This window comes from Allobosea sp. (assembly GCF_035999205.1).
Classification (GTDB): domain Bacteria; phylum Pseudomonadota; class Alphaproteobacteria; order Rhizobiales; family Beijerinckiaceae; genus Allobosea.
Genome location: NZ_DASYHA010000019.1, coordinates 199,475 through 215,258 on the forward strand (window position 1 = coordinate 199,475; position 15,784 = coordinate 215,258).

18 protein-coding genes and 1 tRNA gene are annotated in these 15,784 nt (G+C 66.5%); 7 read left to right on the forward strand and 12 right to left on the reverse strand.

Going from position 1 to position 15,784, the window contains the following annotated elements; all coding sequences use genetic code 11:
• Positions 1–39 precede the first annotated feature (39 nt).
• From VGN82_RS09105 to VGN82_RS09115, 3 genes are read right to left on the reverse strand one after another with little or no spacing between them, the layout of a single operon-like run.
• Complete coding sequence (locus VGN82_RS09105; RefSeq protein WP_327526685.1) at positions 40–492, reverse strand: nuclear transport factor 2 family protein; 453 nt, start codon at positions 490–492, stop codon at positions 40–42.
• 47 nt (positions 493–539) lie between these two features.
• Positions 540–1,052 carry a cytochrome P460 family protein gene (locus VGN82_RS09110; RefSeq protein WP_327526686.1) on the reverse strand — a complete coding sequence of 171 codons (513 nt, stop codon included), beginning with the start codon at positions 1,050–1,052 and terminating at the stop codon, positions 540–542.
• A gap of 22 nt (positions 1,053–1,074) precedes the next feature.
• Entirely contained in the window at positions 1,075–2,124 is a 1,050-nt protein-coding gene (locus VGN82_RS09115; RefSeq protein WP_327526687.1) for an alpha/beta fold hydrolase, read from the reverse strand.
• 326 nt (positions 2,125–2,450) lie between these two features.
• Between VGN82_RS09115 and VGN82_RS09120 the strand changes: the two genes are divergently transcribed.
• Positions 2,451–2,867 carry an organic hydroperoxide resistance protein gene (locus VGN82_RS09120; protein WP_327526961.1) on the forward strand — a complete coding sequence of 139 codons (417 nt, stop codon included), beginning with the start codon at positions 2,451–2,453 and terminating at the stop codon, positions 2,865–2,867.
• A 133-nt stretch (positions 2,868–3,000) separates the two neighbouring features.
• On the opposite strand, the gene VGN82_RS09125 is transcribed toward VGN82_RS09120, so the two are convergent.
• Genes VGN82_RS09125 through VGN82_RS09140 form a run of 4 tightly spaced genes read right to left on the reverse strand, consistent with a single transcriptional unit; the run spans position 3,001 to position 5,695 of the window.
• Complete coding sequence (locus VGN82_RS09125) at positions 3,001–4,038, reverse strand: cupin domain-containing protein (protein WP_327526688.1); 1,038 nt, start codon at positions 4,036–4,038, stop codon at positions 3,001–3,003.
• A gap of 26 nt (positions 4,039–4,064) precedes the next feature.
• Positions 4,065–4,625 carry a DsbA family protein gene (locus tag VGN82_RS09130; RefSeq protein ID WP_327526689.1) on the reverse strand — a complete coding sequence of 187 codons (561 nt, stop codon included), beginning with the start codon at positions 4,623–4,625 and terminating at the stop codon, positions 4,065–4,067.
• A complete protein-coding gene (locus VGN82_RS09135; RefSeq protein ID WP_327526690.1) occupies positions 4,622–5,146 on the reverse strand; it encodes a redoxin domain-containing protein in 525 nt (174 codons plus the stop codon). The genes VGN82_RS09130 and VGN82_RS09135 overlap by 4 nt, the downstream gene beginning before the upstream one ends.
• Positions 5,147–5,176: 30 nt before the next feature.
• Complete coding sequence (locus tag VGN82_RS09140) at positions 5,177–5,695, reverse strand: Dps family protein (protein WP_327526691.1); 519 nt, start codon at positions 5,693–5,695, stop codon at positions 5,177–5,179.
• Positions 5,696–6,033: 338 nt separating this feature from the next.
• Between VGN82_RS09140 and VGN82_RS09145 the strand changes: the two genes are divergently transcribed.
• From VGN82_RS09145 to VGN82_RS09165, 5 genes are all read left to right on the forward strand, one after another.
• Positions 6,034–6,807: a sensor histidine kinase gene (locus VGN82_RS09145; protein ID WP_327526692.1), complete on the forward strand. Its 774-nt coding sequence runs from the start codon at positions 6,034–6,036 to the stop codon at positions 6,805–6,807.
• A 106-nt stretch (positions 6,808–6,913) separates the two neighbouring features.
• Positions 6,914–8,812 carry a PAS domain-containing sensor histidine kinase gene (locus VGN82_RS09150; protein WP_327526693.1) on the forward strand — a complete coding sequence of 633 codons (1,899 nt, stop codon included), beginning with the start codon at positions 6,914–6,916 and terminating at the stop codon, positions 8,810–8,812.
• Positions 8,790–9,446, forward strand: coding sequence for a response regulator transcription factor (locus VGN82_RS09155; protein WP_327526694.1), 657 nt, complete (start codon positions 8,790–8,792; stop codon positions 9,444–9,446). The genes VGN82_RS09150 and VGN82_RS09155 overlap by 23 nt, the downstream gene beginning before the upstream one ends.
• A gap of 117 nt (positions 9,447–9,563) precedes the next feature.
• A complete protein-coding gene (locus VGN82_RS09160; RefSeq protein WP_327526695.1) occupies positions 9,564–9,938 on the forward strand; it encodes a response regulator transcription factor in 375 nt (124 codons plus the stop codon).
• A 167-nt stretch (positions 9,939–10,105) separates the two neighbouring features.
• Positions 10,106–10,948 (forward strand): alpha/beta fold hydrolase, encoded by an 843-nt coding sequence (locus VGN82_RS09165; protein ID WP_327526696.1) that lies wholly within the window; start codon positions 10,106–10,108, stop codon positions 10,946–10,948.
• 199 nt (positions 10,949–11,147) lie between these two features.
• Here VGN82_RS09165 and VGN82_RS09170 read toward each other — a convergent pair whose 3' ends face one another.
• Both VGN82_RS09170 and VGN82_RS09175 read right to left on the reverse strand, forming a co-directional pair.
• A complete protein-coding gene (locus VGN82_RS09170; RefSeq protein WP_327526697.1) occupies positions 11,148–11,675 on the reverse strand; it encodes a disulfide bond formation protein B in 528 nt (175 codons plus the stop codon).
• Between the two features lie 11 nt (positions 11,676–11,686).
• A complete protein-coding gene (locus VGN82_RS09175) occupies positions 11,687–12,298 on the reverse strand; it encodes a YqaA family protein (protein WP_327526698.1) in 612 nt (203 codons plus the stop codon).
• 115 nt (positions 12,299–12,413) lie between these two features.
• Here VGN82_RS09175 and VGN82_RS09180 point away from each other — a divergent pair.
• Positions 12,414–12,498 (forward strand) — tRNA-Leu (locus VGN82_RS09180).
• A 95-nt stretch (positions 12,499–12,593) separates the two neighbouring features.
• Here VGN82_RS09180 and VGN82_RS09185 read toward each other — a convergent pair.
• From VGN82_RS09185 to rfaE1, 3 genes are read right to left on the reverse strand one after another with little or no spacing between them, the layout of a single operon-like run.
• Positions 12,594–13,739, reverse strand: coding sequence for an AGE family epimerase/isomerase (locus VGN82_RS09185; RefSeq protein WP_327526699.1), 1,146 nt, complete (start codon positions 13,737–13,739; stop codon positions 12,594–12,596).
• The gene (locus VGN82_RS09190) at positions 13,736–14,266 is read right to left on the reverse strand and encodes a D-glycero-alpha-D-manno-heptose-1,7-bisphosphate 7-phosphatase (protein ID WP_414644246.1); all 531 of its coding nucleotides are present in this window, start codon (positions 14,264–14,266) and stop codon (positions 13,736–13,738) included. The genes VGN82_RS09185 and VGN82_RS09190 overlap by 4 nt, the downstream gene beginning before the upstream one ends.
• A gap of 27 nt (positions 14,267–14,293) precedes the next feature.
• The gene (rfaE1, locus tag VGN82_RS09195; RefSeq protein ID WP_327526701.1) at positions 14,294–15,760 is read right to left on the reverse strand and encodes a D-glycero-beta-D-manno-heptose-7-phosphate kinase; all 1,467 of its coding nucleotides are present in this window, start codon (positions 15,758–15,760) and stop codon (positions 14,294–14,296) included.
• Positions 15,761–15,784 lie beyond the last annotated feature (24 nt).

The window sequence follows — 15,784 nt, forward strand, 5'->3', positions numbered from 1 at the left end:
CGCAGTCTGGAGTTCGGCCGGGCGTTTTCGACGACGGGCTCAGAGCGCGAGCGCCTTCGCGTCGCCGTCGGCATAGAGCTGGCGAAGCCAGCGGCGATCGATCAGCCATGTCCCGCTGCGACGGGTGAGGCCGATGTCGTAGCGGCCGCCGAGCGTGAGCCGGTGCTGCTCGCCTTCGGTGTCGGTGACGGCGAGATCCACGACCAGGTCGACGCGGGCGCGCGCCCGCTGCCTGTCGGGCTGGATGTCGATGACGGGATTGGCGAGCCTGTGCTGGGTCCAGTGCGCACGCGACAGCCGCGCCATCGAGGCACGCACATAGTCGTCGGCCGGAATGGGAGCCGCCTCTTCCGACGGCTCGGCGCGCACGGTTTCGGCGAGACATGCACGATAACCGGCCGCATCGCGGTCGTCCGCCGCCTGGGCCAGACGGGCGAGGAGCTTGCGGATCGCCAGCTCGTCGACGACCAGTTCAAGCGCTGTGGCTGCCATCGGCCCGGTCCTTCGGGATGGGGCCAAGGCGCTCTCGCGCCCCGGCTCTAGGGCGCGAATTTGGTGAAGACGTAGTCTCGCGCCTTCACCCGCGACTCATGGCAGGCGAAGCAGGTCTTGTGCTGCGCCGCGTCCACGGGCTTGCCGTCGATGAAGCGGCCGAAGCCCCAGCCGCCGCTGTCGGGATACTTCTTCGAATCCTTGACCATCACCTGCACGGTCGTGGCCGCACCGGGGACGAGGGCGGATTCAAACTCGGGCGACTGGATGTGCTTCCAGGCCAGTTTCACGAGCACGGTGCCGTCCGGAAACGGCAGCGTTCCGGCTTGGTAGGCGTCGATCGCCTTCTGGTTGCCGACGACGGCACGCAGCTCGTTGAGCGGCTCGTGCTCCAGCGCCGGCGCGACCAGCTCCCATTGGCGATATCCGTCGGGGATCGTGACCCCGTAGATCGGCGAGGCGGGCTTCCTGTCTCCATCGCCTCTGGCGATGGAGACAGCGCCGACGAGGGCGATGGCGGTAACGGCACCCGCATAGGGCAGGGCGGCAAGGGCTTTCATGGGCGTGTTCCCTCAGCCGCAGTCAGAGCCGATCAGCGTCGATGACCGCCTGCGCGAAGGCCCGCGGATCTTCCTGGGGTGGGTTGTGGCCGATGCCACCCTTGAAGAGCCGATGCTCGTATTTGCCGGTGAAGCGCTTGCGATAGGCGGCGGGCTCAGGGTGCGGCGCGCCATTGGCGTCGCCCTCGATGGTGATGGTCGGAATCCCGATGCTCGGGAAGGCCGCGAGCTTGCGCTCGATCTCGTCATACTTCGCCTCGCCCTGTGCGAGGCCGAGCCGCCAGCGGTAATTGTGGATCGAGATGGCGACGTGATCGGGATTGTCGAGCGAGGCCGCGGAGCGCGCGAAGGTCGCGGCGTCGAAGTCCCATTTCGGCGAGGCCAGCTCCCAGATCAGGCGGGCGAAGTCGTGGGTGTACTTGGCATAGCCGGCCTCGCCCCGCGCGGTGGCGAAGTAGAACTGGTACCACCACTGCAGTTCGGCCTTCGGCGGCAGGGGCGCCTTGTTCGCCTCCTGGCTGCCGATCAGATAGCCGCTGACCGAGACCAGCGCCTTGCAGCGCTCGGGCCAGAGGGCGGCGAGGATGTCGGCGGTGCGCGCGCCCCAGTCATAGCCGGCCACGAGCGCCTTTTCGATCTTCAGCGCGTCCAGCAGGGCGAGGGCGTCGACGGCGAGCGCCGCCTGCTGGCCGTTGCGCGGCGCCTCGGGCGAACGGAAGCGGGTGCTGCCATAGCCGCGTAGATGCGGCACGATCACCCGGTAGCCGGCCTTCGCCAGAATCGGCGCGACCTCGACATAGCTGTGAATGTCGTAGGGCCAGCCGTGCAGCAGCAGCACCGGCGGGCCGTCCGCCGGCCCGGCCTCGACATAACCGACATCGAGATCGCCCGCCTCGATCCGCTTCTCGGCGGCGAAGGAGGCCTGCGCGCCCTGGCCCGAACCGGCATGCGTTGAGGCCGAGCCGTGGGTCTGAGCGCTGGCGGTGCCGATCGCGCCGATCTGCGCGAGGACGGTGCCGAGCGCCATGGTGCCGAGGAAGGTCCGCCGCGGGTGATCGATCTGGTCTGTCATGGCTCTGTTCCCGTTTTGCTGTCTGCTCAGGGAAGGAAGCCTGGCGGCTGTATCTGCGCTGTGTCGCGTCGCGCCGGATTTGAAAGCCCCCGTAGGATCCGGGCCGTCGGATACGAAGGGATACAATCGGCGGACAGCTCGTTGCGGCGGGGGCGCGGCTGCCGGTTTCGCGGCGGACGGGCGCGATCGTATGAGACTGTATACGGCCCGGGAAAACGGACGCTTCGTTGCGTATCGCCGCGATCCGCAAACATGCCGGACATGTCGACCTGGGAAACGACCGTCGCAAGCCGCCACCTGTGGAGCGGCGAAGGATGGAGCGTTCCATGACCAGAATCGAGAAAGTCCTGTATACCGCCAAGACCCACACGGTGGGCGGGCGCGATGGCGCCTCCCGCAGCTCGGACGGCCGGCTCGACGTGAAGCTGTCGCCTCCCGGCAGCGCCGCCGCCGGCACCAACCCCGAGCAGCTTTTCGCGGCCGGCTGGTCGGCCTGCTTCATCGGGGCGATCGGGATTGCCGCCAAAAAGCGCCAGATGGCCTTGCCCGCCGGCCTCGCTGTCGATGCCGAAGTCGATCTCGGCTCGACTGATGGCGCCTATTTTCTGCAGGTCCGCCTCAATGTCAGCCTTCCCGGCATCGACAGGGAGCTGGCGCGCGAACTCGTCAACGAGGCACACCAGACCTGCCCCTATTCGAAGGCAACCAGGGGCAACATCAATGTGGAACTGAACGTCGCCTAGGGCAGGCCGCGACCTCGAACGGCCCCGACGAGCCCCGGCGAGGAGCACAAACACTTGCGGCCGCCGCATTCGGATGCGGCGGCCGCTTCGCTTTTAACATCAACCCGTTGCGCGCTGTGGCGCTCGCTCTCGATCAGGGACCCGGGATCATGAAGCTGGTGCGGTGCGGCAGCCGCGCTGCCACCTCCTGCGGCAGGCCGAGATTCGTGGCGATCACATCGACGGGGTTCGATGCCAGCCAGGCAGAGAGGTCGTTCGCCTGGTAGCGTCCGCTGTTGAAACCGATCAGCAACCGCAGGACCGATGAGCCGGTGTTGCGGATATAGTGCCCGGCGCCCATCGGAGCGTAACCGATATCGCCAGCCTCGAAGCGTTCGATCACGACCTGGCCTTCGGCGAGGAAGACCGCCATTTCGGCTTCGCCGTGGAGATAGTACTGCCACTCATCCGCATTCGGATGCCAGTGCAGCTCCCGCATCGCGCCGGGCTGAATCTCGAGGATCGAGCCCGCCATCGTCGTGGAGATGGGAAATTCGTCGACCGTGACGACGCGCTGGGTGCCACCGCCAGCTACGCGCCGGGGCTGCTGGGCCATCAGCGGGTAGCGATGCCTGGTCGTCAATTCGGCGGCTGGTCGTTGCGCTGCAAGCCCAGACTGGTCGTCGGGAACCGGGCCTTGCGCGAAATAGGCTTCGCCCGAGGGCAGGCGCGCCAGTTCCGAGGCTGGCAGGCCGAGATTCTGGGCGACGACCTGCGGTGGCGTGTGCGCCAGCCAGTCGGTGATGCTGAAGGTGTGATCCTCGGAGAAATCGCCATTGTCGAAGATCAGGATGAAATGGCATTCGCCGGGGCCCAGTCCCTGAATGGAATGGCCCCAGCCGCGCGGGAAATACCAGACATCGCCAGGTCCGAAGCTGTCGGTCGCCGAGTCACCGTCAGGATGGAGCACCGTGGTGCGACAGTTCCCGGAGACGACATAGGCCCATTCGGCGGCGTTCGCATGCCAGTGCAGCTCACGCATCGAGCCGGGCGCGAGGCGCATCGAGACGCCTGCGATGCCGATGCTGGCCGGAAACTCGCGGATGGAGGCACCGCGTGTGATGCCGCCTGCTCCCGTGCGCGGCTCGGCTTTCTCAAGCTGGTAGCGGAAGGATCTCGTGCCCTCGCTCATCGTCGCATTCCTTTCGTCGCAGGAAGTCAGAAGCGGTCGTGGTTGGTAGCGGGCACAAAGGAAACGTCTCGTGTCGCCAGGCTCAGGGCATCGACGAGATCTCGGACATCGCGCCTGCCGTCGTAGCGCAGCCCGTTGATGAACAGGCTCGGCGTGCCGTTGACGCCGCTCCGGACGCCGCCGATGAAATCCGCCCGCAAGGCGTCGTCGAAGCGGCCATTGAAGGCTTCCGCCAGTGCCGAGGACGCGAGGCCCAGTTTCGCACCGTAGGCCATCAGATCGGCATCGCCCAGCGCTGTCTGGTTCTCGTACAGCAGGTCATGGGCCTGCCAGAACTTGCCAGACCCGGCCGCCGCCTCGGCGAATTCCGCAGCGCGCACGGCGTGAGGATGCAGCTCGGCGATCGGGAAATTACGGAAGACGAAGCGCAGCTGGTCGCCCATCAGCCGCTGCACCTGTTTGATGATCGGATAGGCCTCGCCGCAATAGGGGCACTCGTAGTCGCCATACTCGACCAAGGTGATGGGGGCGTCGGACGGCCCGATTGCATGATCTCTCTGATCAACGGGGATAATAAGCCGGCTCATTGACCAACAGCCTCCGAAGTTTGCTGCGCTTCAAGTCCATCAAGTGCCTCGATAATGCCGTCGGCGCCGGGATTGATGCCGAGCGGCGACAGGTAGCTCCAGCGGATGATGCCGGCGCGATCGATGACGAAGAGAGCGCGCTCGCACAGGCCGTCTTCCTCGCGATAGGCGCCGTAGCTGCGCGCGACGGCACCCTTCGGCTCGAAATCCGCGAGCAGGGGGAAGTGCAGGTTGCGGGCGGCGGCAAAGGCGGCATGGCACCAGACGCCGTCGACGGAAATGCCGATGAGCTGGGCATTTGCCGAACGATGGAATTCAGGCAGGATCTGGTTGTAGAGCGCCATCTGGTCACCGCAGACGGGGCTCCAATCCGCGGGGTAGAAGGCCAGGATCACCGGCCGACCGCGCAGGCTTTCCAGAGAGACGCGCTGGTCCGGTGTCGCGGACAGGCTGAAGGCAGGGGCCGGCGTGCCGGCCGGCAATGGCGTACAGAGACGGGCATTCGGCATGGTTCGCTCCATGGATCTTGCGGGGCGCGATGATTGCGAGCGTCAGCGCGATGCGCGCGTGGTCTCGTAGAGGAACCAGCTGCGCCGCTCGGCCTCGTCGATCCAGACCTCGATCAGGCTGGCGGAGGCGACGTCGTTATGATCCTCGCAGGCGACGTGGGTGGCGCGCAGGAAGCCGGTCAGGCGTCGGTTGTCGTCGGCGAGCTCCGAGAGCATGTCCGACGGCGTGACGAAGTCGGCATCATTGTCGAGAATGCGCTGGATACGCCCGATGTGGCCGATCGAACGCAGCGTCGTGCCGCCGAGCTTGCGCGCCCTTTCGGCGATGACGTCGGTGGTGGCGAGAATCTGGTCGCCCTGTTCGTCGAGCATCAGGTGGTAATCGCGGAAATGCGGTCCCGACATGTGCCAGTGGAAATTCTTGGTCTTGATGTAGAGCGCGAACATGTCCGCCAGCAGGGCCGTCAGCGCCCCGGCGATGTCTGCGGTCGCCTGCATGCCGAGATCGGTCGGTGTCCGCAGGGCAGCGGCGCGGCGTGCGCTCAGTGAAAGGTCGTTCATGGCCATCCCTCGCGTTGCGACGAGCCATCTGTCCGGGCCGGGCGCGAGCCCGCGGAAATCAGATGAAGCACGTCAGGTCACGGGGCTCGCGACCCCGACACCCCCAACGTTAGAAATGCCGCCGCCGGCGCGATATCGACCGCTGGTTTCGTTAGGTCATACTTGGGTTTATGGCGCCGGAGCCGGCGCCGGAATCGTCCGATGGCAACGGTGTGCGAGCTACGCCGTCACGGCGGCGGGAGACGGGACGCGTGGAGGGGAGGAACTAAACCCCTGTATGATTTCCCTTCGCCCGATTTCCGTCAGAGTGACGGGACAAGCCATCGGGGTGCGGCGACATGAAGATCGAGATTTCTTCCGGGGTGATCGAGGACCAGGCTGTCGAGCGGGCCGAGGCGTCGCGCCGCTCGATGGCCCTGCTGATGGCCGTTGCCGGGCACGATCTCAAGCAGCCGCTCCAGGTTGCCCTGCTGGCCATCGCGCGAGCCGTCGATGAAGGCAAAGCCCGGTGCGCGACCGGCCGCCTCGCCGTGGCGACTGACGCGCTGCGTCGCCTGAACAACGAGCTGGACGACATGGCGCGGCTTTCTCAGCGCGGCATCGCCTTGACACCGGAGCCGCAAGTCGTCCTGCTGCAGGACATCACCGGGCGTGTCGAGCGCGACTGGCGCCATTATGCCGAGATCTGCGGCACGGAGCTGGCGTTCGATCTGCCGCAGGTCTTCGTGGAAACCGATCCGCGGATGCTCGCGACGATCCTGCGCAATCTCGTCGGCAACGCGATCAAGTTCAGCGGTCGCGGCGGTCGGGTTCGCGTCGCGGCCCGGCTGCAGGGCGACCGGATCGGTATCGAGGTCAACGACACCGGCTGCGGCATTCCACCGACCCATCTGTCGCGCATCTTCGACGCCTTCGAGCGGGGAAGCCAGGCACGCGGTCTCGAGGGGCTCGGCCTCGGTCTCCTCATCGTCCGCGAGACGGCGGATATGCTCGGCCATCCCATTTCGGTTCGCTCGGTCGAGAACGAGGGATCGACCTTCTCGGTCGAGCTGCCGCTGTTGAGCCGGCCGCGCTTGCATGCGATCGACCTGGACGCGAGCATGCGACACTAGCGAGCCGGTGAGGCCGACGCATGCACCGCGACGAACCCATGCAAATCGGCGAAGATGCCGCATTCAGGACTGCTGCCATGAACGCGTGCCCGGGTAACGAAGCCCCATGAGCCTGATCGCCTTCCGGGCTGCGGCGATCCTGCTGGCGCTGGGCATCTTCCTGATCGACACGCTGACTCCGCTCGAAGGAGCGGTGGCCGTGCTCTACGTCGTCGTCGTTCTTCTGGCGGCGCGGACGGCGCGGCGCACCGATATCATCGTCGCCGCTGCCGCCAGCATCGCCCTGACCGTGATCGCCTATGTCGACTCGCATGGGCTGCGTCATGTCGGCTCGCCGACATTGCGGGCGCTCGTCAGCCTGGCCGCCATCGGCATCGTGGCGTTGCTGGCGCTCCATGGCCAGAAGGCGACGGAGACCCTCTCCTCCCAGGCAAGGCTGCTGAACCTGTCGCACGACATGATCTTCGTCAGGGACCGAATTGGCGTGATCAGCTTCTGGAACAATGCGGCAGAAGAGGTCTACGGGTTCACAGCGCGCGAAGCGGTCGGCCGCATGGCCGATGACCTGCTCAGGACCCGCTATTCGGAGCCGCGCGAAGCAGTCGAGGCGACCCTTCTCGAAACCGGGCGCTGGGACGGCAGGCTGGAGCAGCGCACCAAGGGCGGCAAGGCTTTGATCGTCGAGAGCCGCTGGGCCATGCAGCGCGACCGTTCGGGAAAGCCGACCGATGTTCTCGAGACGCATACCGACGTCACCGAACGGCAGGCCGCCCATGCTGCGCTCATCCAGAGCGAGCGGCGCTATCGCCGAATGTTCGACGCCACCCGGATCGGCGTCATCGAGGAGGACTGGACGGCTATTCGCGCGGAACTCGCGCGCCTCGATGCGCCGGACGAGGCGGCCTTGAGCGTTCATCTCGCCAGGCATCCGGATTTCATCGATCGGGCCCGCAAGCTGACGAAGATCGTCGACGTGAATCCGGCGTTTCTGGCGATGGCCGCAGCCGGCAGCGCGTCGCATCTGCTGTCGTCGGTCGATGACATCCTGAGCGAAAGCGACCGGACATTCCCGTCCGCACTGATGGCCTTTGCCCGTGGCGAGACGTTCTACGAGGGCGAAACGGAGATCACGGCCGTTGACGGGCGTCGTATCCCCGTCCTCTTCGCGATCACCTTTCCCCGGCGGCATGAGGACGCCGACAACGTGCTGGTGTTCGTCATCGACAACAGCGAGCGCAAGCAGGCGCAGGATGCGCTCCTTGCCGCGCAGGCGGAGCTGGCCCATGCGGCGCGGGTGGCGACGCTCGGAGAACTGACCGCCTCGATCGCGCATGAGGTCAACCAGCCGCTGATGGCGGTCGTGACCAGCGGCGAGGCGGGCATGCGCTGGCTGCGGCGGGAAACGCCGGACCTCAAGGAGGTCGAAGCCGCAATCGGGCGCGTGATCGCGGAAGGGCGGCGCGCCAGCGAGATCGTCAAGCGGATCCGGGCCTTCCTCAAGAAGGCCCCGGCGCAGAAGGCGGAAGTCGACATCGCCGCTATCGCCGAGGAGGCGACCCAACTGGTGGAGCGGGAGCTGGCGCGGGGACGCATCGAGCTGCGCACCGACATCGATCCGAACCTGCCGCCTGTCAGCGGGGATCGGGTCCAGCTGCAACAGGTGCTCGTCAATCTCATGGTCAATGCGAGCCAGGCCATGGCGGGTAAGGCTGGAGCACGGCTCCTTTGCGTCCGCGCGTCGCTTGTGGGCGCTGGCATGGTCGAGGTCACCGTGGCCGATACCGGCCCCGGTATCGGGCCCGACGAGATCGGCCGGCTGTTCGATCCCTTCTTCACCACCAAACCGGACGGGATGGGCATGGGTCTTGCGATCTGCCGGACCACCGCCGAAGCTCATGACGGAACGCTATCCGTCGAAAGCGCGGTGGGCACAGGGGCGACGTTTCGGCTGAGCCTGCCAGTCCGGGAAGGCGATGCATCTCATGATCCGACACACCGCATCTAATCCGCAGCCCGCGGGCGCCCCGAGCGAACCGATCGTCATCGTCGTCGATGACGACAGCGCCGTACGTGCATCGCTCGACAGCCTGCTCCGCTCTGTCGGGATGCAGACCAGGCTCTGTGCGTCACCCGCCGAGTTGCTCCAGGCGGCGCTGCCGGATGTGCCGGGCTGCATCATCCTCGACGTCCGCCTGCCGGGCATCAGCGGCCTGGAGTTCCAGACACAGCTTTCGCAGCACGGGATCGAATTGCCGATCGTCTTCATGACCGGCTTCGGGGACATTCCGATGACGGTCCAGGCCATGAAGGCCGGAGCGATCGACTTCCTCGCCAAGCCGTTTCGCGATCAGGACATGCTCGACGCGGTGACGACTGCGGTGGAGCGCGACCGCGTACGGCGCAGCGCCGCGGCCTCCATGGGCAATCTCCGCACCGAATATGAGACGCTCACGCCGCGCGAGCGCGAGGTGATGGCTCATGTCGTCTCCGGGCTGATGAACAAGCAGGTCGCCGGCATCATCGGGCTGAGCGAGATCACGGTGAAGATCCACCGCGGCAATGTCATGCGCAAGATGGGCGTGCGCACGCTGGCGGACCTTGTGCGCAAGGCTCAGGCCCTCGGCGTTTCCGGCGGCTGACGTAGCGTCCTGCAAACCAGTGTATGATTCCAACCGCGGCCTTGATCGACAATATCAGGATATGGACGCGCATCGGACGCTCTTTCGTGCGCCAGCTCGCACGAAGGACAGACACGGATGAAACGGACGCCGATCATTGCCGTCGTGGATGACGACGAGGGGGTTCGAAGTTCGCTGACGAGCTTGCTTCGCTCGTTCGGCTATGAGGTCCGCAGCTATGGCACGGCGGCGGATTTTCTCGCCGCCTGCGAGATCGAGCCGCCGGATTGCCTGATCAGCGACATCCAGATGCCGCTCGTGACGGGCGACCAGCTTCAGGCCGAGCTGATCCGGGTCGGGCATGGGTTTCCGATCATCTTCATGACCGCCTTCCCGACGGAAGCGACGCGACAGAAGGTGATGGCGGCCGGCGCCTGCGCGTTCCTCGAAAAGCCGGTCGATGTCGATGCGATGGCGCGCCACCTGTCGACCGCGCTCGGGCCTGCATCCTGATCCGCCCGCGAGGCACACCTTCGTATAGTCGCTCCAACCGAGCGTAGAATTCAGCAGGCGCCATCCGTCGCCTAGCGTTCCTGGGCCAGCGCAGCCCGGTGATCTCGGCTTCCGGCCGGCGAACCGCGCTGCATCACATCATCTCATCGCCCGAAGGGACAAGGACCATGACCAGCGCATTCGTCACGACAAGGGACGGCGTCGAGATCTTCTACAAGGACTGGGGCCCGAAGAGCGCGCAGCCGATCGTGTTCCACCATGGCTGGCCCCTGTCCTCGGACGACTGGGACGCGCAGATGCTCTTCTTCCTCGCGAATGGCTACCGCGTCGTGGCGCATGATCGTCGCGGTCACGGCCGCTCGTCGCAGGTCGATGTCGGCAACGATATGGACCACTATGCCGCCGACGCTTCGGTGGTCGCCGAGCATCTCGATCTGAGGAACGCCGTCCATATCGGCCATTCCACCGGCGGCGGCGAGGTTGCGCGCTATGTCGCGAAGTTCGGCCAGCCGCAGGGGCGCGTCGCCAAGGCGGTGCTCGTGAGCGCGGTTCCGCCGCTCATGCTGAAGACCGCAGGCAATCCCGGCGGCCTGCCGATCGACGTCTTCGACGGCCTGCGCAAGGCGCTTGCGGACAATCGTGCGCAGTTCTTTCTCGACCTGCCGACGGGCCCCTTCTACGGCTTCAACCGCGCCGGCGCGAAGGTCGATCAGGGCGTGATCTGGAACTGGTGGCGCCAGGGCATGATGGGCGGCGCCAAGGCGCATTACGACGGTATCAAGGCGTTCTCGGAGACCGACCAGACGGAGGATCTCAAGGCGATCACCGTTCCCACCCTCGTGCTTCATGGCGAGGACGACCAGATTGTCCCGATCGACGACAGCGCGAGGATTTCCGTGAAGCTGCTGAAGAACGGCACGTTGAAGACCTATGCCGGTTATCCTCACGGCATGCTGACGACCCATGCGGACGTCATCAATCCGGACCTGCTCGCCTTCGTGAAGGATTGAGGCCCGGCGTGCCGATCGACCCGACCGAGGATCGGAGACAGAAGGGGCGCGGCAGCGCCCCTTCTTCGATTGCAGCGGCAAAGGCGCGCCACCATGGAGGCACCCGCTGACGGCTTCCGACCTATGGAGTTGCGCTGGGCTGGAGACCGACGATCAGCTGCCGAGTTGACCCCCGCGATTCCCGTCGCGAGGCGCGCGATCATCCGCGCGGCCGCCTGACCAGCCCGCTCAGCGCAAGTCCCAGCAGTCCGAGCGATGCCAGCGCGTTCCAGCCCGCCAGCGACAGGCCCAGAAAGCGCCAGGCAGCCTCCGAGCAGGCCACGACGCGCGTCGTCTGGAGCTGCTTCATGAAGTCCTGCATGCCTGCCGCCGCAGGCGCCGCCGCACCGCCGCAATCGTTCGGGCCCGCGAACCAGCCCCATTCGACGCCGGAATGATAGACGCCGAGCCAGGTGCTCCAGGCCATCAGCCCGGCGAGCCCGAACAGGGCGAGCCATCGCAGCCTGGCCGACCTCGCCAGGACGAGCGCCGCAGCGGCAAGCCCGATCGCGGCATAGTGCGGCACGCGCTGCTCCAGGCAGAGCTTGCAGGGGCGCAGGCCCCAGACGAGCTCGAAGAACCAGGCTCCTGCGATCAGAGCGAGGCAAGCGAGTCCGATCAGAAGGATGAGGCGTGAGGGGGTGATCAGGGCTCGCGCCGCGGTGGCGGGAGCGGGAACGGATGTCATGGGCCAGGGCCTCAGCAGGACAGGAACTGGCCTGAGCCTGCGACCAGCTTGAGGCCGAAATACAGCAGGATCAGCACGGCCGCAGCCACCACCGCGATCACTTTCAGGCGACGTTCGACGAAGTGCCGGATCGTCGCGCCATAGCGCCGCAGCAGGAAGGCGAGCGCGAAAAAGCGGAAGCCGCGGGCCAGCACGCAGGACAGCACGAAGAAGCCGAGTCCGATATGGACGGCGCCGGCCAGGATGGTCACCACCTTGATCGGGGGCAGATGCGCCAGCCCCGACGTCGTCAGCAGGAGCAGCGTGGTGTCTGGTCCGGCGCAGGCGCGCAGCGCCTCGAAGGCGCCGAGCTTGCCGTAGAAGGCGAGCACCGGCCGCGCCAATGCTTCGAAGGCGTAGTAGCCGATCGCATAGCCGAGGATGCCGCCCAGCGTCGAGAACAGCGTTGCGACCAGCGCGAAACGATAGGCCCGCGACGGCCGCGTCAGCGCCATCGGCACATAGAGCACATCGGCGGGGATCAGAAAGAACGAGCTTTCGACGAAGGCGACGATGGCGAGCCAGAGCTCTGCTCTGGGCCGCGCGGCCAGCGACATCGTCCACTCATAGAGGCGCTTGATCATGGCGCTGCTCTAGCGACAGGGGCAGGCTACGTCCATCCGCCGCCGCCGCATTCCGATGCACCGCAACAGATTGACCGGGCAACGCCGATCGCTATAGTCCGGCCGCCCGCAAGGGGCCCCTGTGGCGGAATTGGTAGACGCGCTCGACTCAAAATCGAGTTCCGCAAGGAGTGCTGGTTCGATCCCGGCCAGGGGCACCAAGGCTTTCCGTTTTTCTGCTCATGAATGCAGCCGCTCAGAGTGAGAGTGGCGGCTTTGGCGCGGGCGAGATCTAACCAGCGCGCCCACGAACCCATCATCCGGCCGATGCGTTCGACGGGCAATCCGGATACTGCGCCAGCGCGCAGCAGAGATGATAGAGCGAACTCGCCGGAGCGTTGTTCCTCTTGAGCCGCCCATCGCGATCGAAGTGATCGAACCACAATCCCGCGGGAGCCGGTTCGATGAACTGCTTCAGCAGCGATTGCGCGAGCGTGTCTGCATCGCGTTTCTGACCGCCTTCCGGAGAAACGTAGCCGAGGCGCTCGGCCTTGATCGCCTCGGTCAGCGGCCAGAGCCTGACGCCGCCCTGAATCAACCTGCCGGTCAGCGAGACCTCGTCGAAGATGGCGCCGTCGTCGCGAAAGCCGGATCGCGTCGCGCTGCTCCATAGTGATTCGGCCTCGTGCGAGAAGTCCTCGCCGGTAAGCCTCTTGCATTCGCCGAGCAGCCAGGCCCACTCGAAGTGATGTCCGGGCTCGAAGCCAAAATCCGGCCCGCCGAGAGGTGCCAGCGTCGCGTCGAAATGTTCGACAAGGGCTGTCTTGTCGCCGAGCCGAACGAGGAAGCGCGCCTTCAGCAGCCGGGCGATCTGCAAGGCCCTGGCGTCGAAGCCGGCCTCGGGAGCCACCTCATGCCAGGCCAGCAGCGCCTCGAGCAGATGCATGTGCGGATTTTGCCGGCGCGACACCGATGTCGCCGGCAGCGCCTCCAGATAGCCGCCGGAAGGCGAGGCCATCCGGGCATCCAGGAATGCGAGAGTCTCGCGCGCCAGCTTGAGTGGCCCTGTGCCTCCGTCCAGACGCGCGATGGTCGCAAGCGCCAGCAGCACGAAGGCCTGGGCGTAGAGATCCCGGGTCGAGTCGGCGACGCGCCCCTGCCGATCGGTGGCAAACGCCCATCCCGCGGTTCCGGCACCGTCGGTGCCATAGCGCTTGATCAATTGCCGATAGGCCGAAAGCGCGAGCCGATCACCATCGGCGAACCAGCCCCGTTCATGGGCCAGTCCAAAGACATAGATTTGCCGCGCCTGCACCATCACGCGTCGCGAGGCCTCGAGCATCGGCTGCCTGTCGAAGCCGATCTGCTCGACGAACTGGCCGTGCTCGGCATCGAAGCCAATGCTGCCCCAGACCGGCAGGGCCTGCTCGACTGCCCAGTTCCGCAGCGCCGAAAGGCTCACGCGATGATCTTCCTGGCGGTGAGGTAGTCGGTGACGAAGGCGTCGAGATCGCCACCGTCGAACAGGAGCCCCTCGATACCGGCGCCGCTTGCCGCCTCCATGTCGCTCTGCCTGTCGCCGATCATGAAGCTGGTCTCGCGGCATATGCCGAAGCGCGCGATCAATTCGAGCAGCATGCCGGGCGCGGGCTTGCGCAGCGGCGAGTCACGATCATAGCGCGCGACCGTCGCTCCCGGCAGGAATGGGCAATAGTGGAAGGCGTCGATGCGCCCACCGATCGCAGCGAGCTCCGCCGCCATGTGCCCGTGCAGCGTCGCGACGTCGTCCTCGGAGTAGTAGCCCCGCGCCACACCGGACTGGTTGGTGACCACGAAGACCAGGTAGCCCAGCTTGTTCAACCGGGCGATCGCCGCCTTCGCTCCGGGCATCCATTCGAACTGCTCGATCCGGCCGACATAGCCGTGATCGATGTTGAGGACTCCGTCGCGATCGAAGAAAACGGCGCGTCTCTCGCCGGTTTGGTCCACTTTCGCCTCCATGACGCGGCCGCTGTCCTATTGCGGCGCCGCGCCGTTCATGGCCCGCTTGACCAGCGCTGTCGTCGAGTTGTCGGGGACGAGGTCGATCAGCACGACGCGGCCGCCATGAGCGATCACCGTGTCGGCGCCGACGACGGTCTCGACCGTATAGTCCGCGCCCTTCATCAGCGCTTGCGGCAGCAGCTCTGCCACGATCTCTGCCGGTGTGTCCTCCTCGAACAGCACCACGAGATCCACCATGCCCAGTGCGGCCATGACCTGCGCCCGCGCCGTTTCGTTCTGGACGGGGCGCGTCGGCCCCTTCAGGCGGCTCACGGAGGCGTCGGTGTTCAGGCCGACGATCAGCCGGTCGCAAGCCTCGGCGCTGCGCTCGAGCAGCTGGATATGGCCCGGATGCAGCAGGTCGAAGCAGCCATTGGTGAAGCCGACGACGAGCCCTTGCGCGCGCCAGCCGGCGGCGATCGCGCGGGCCTGCGCCCGCGTCGCGATCTTGGCCGACGAGCGGCCCGCCAGCTGCGAGGGACGCGCCATTTCCGCTGCGATCTCGGCCGTGCTGACGGTCGCCGTGCCGGCTTTGGCGACGACGATGCCGGCGGCGGCGTTGGCGATGGCGAGGGCATGGGCGGCGCCCTCGGCCGGGGCGTCGGGGTTGAGCGCCACGGCGAGGGCCGCCATCACGGTGTCGCCGGCGCCCGAGACGTCGAAGACGGTACGGGCCGCGGTCGGGATATGGATCGCCGGGCCTTCTGCCTCGATGAAGGACATGCCGCGCTCGGAGCGGGTGACGATGATGCTGGCTCCGGTGAGAATCGCCGCCGAGCGGGCCGCCCGCTCGACCGCCTCGTCATCGGCCTCGATCGGGTGTGTCGCCGCCTCGAGCTCCTTGAGATTGGGCTTGATGATCGTCGCGCCGGCATAGACCGAGAAATCCCGCCGCTTCGGATCGACCAGAAGCGGCTTCCTGGCCTTCGTGGCGCGGGCGATGACGCCGCGAATCACGGCATCCGTGCAGACGCCCTTGGCGTAGTCCGACAGCACCACCACGTCGCAATGCGGCAAGGCCGCCTCGACGCGGTCGAGCAGCTGACGCTCTGTCTCGGCGTCGAGCGGGGCCGCATGCTCGTGGTCGAGCCGCACGACCTGTGCATTGTTGCCGATGATCCGCGTCTTGGTCGTGGTGGGGCGCTGCGGTGCCACCACGATGTCGCCGAGGGCGACAGCGGGGAACCGGCCGCCCATGATCCGGTGCAGCAGCCGTGCATTGTCGTCCTCGCCGACGACGCCGACCAGATGTGCATCCGCGCCTAGGCTCGCGACATTCGCCGCGACGTTCGCGGCGCCGCCGGGAACATGGCGCTGGGCCGACATCAGCACGACGGGGACGGGGGCCTCGGGCGAGACCCGGGCAACCGAGCCCTCGCAATAGACATCGAGCATGACGTCGCCGACGATCAACACGCGCCGGCCAGTAAAATCGAGCATCGCCCCCCCAAGGGTATCGAGGCC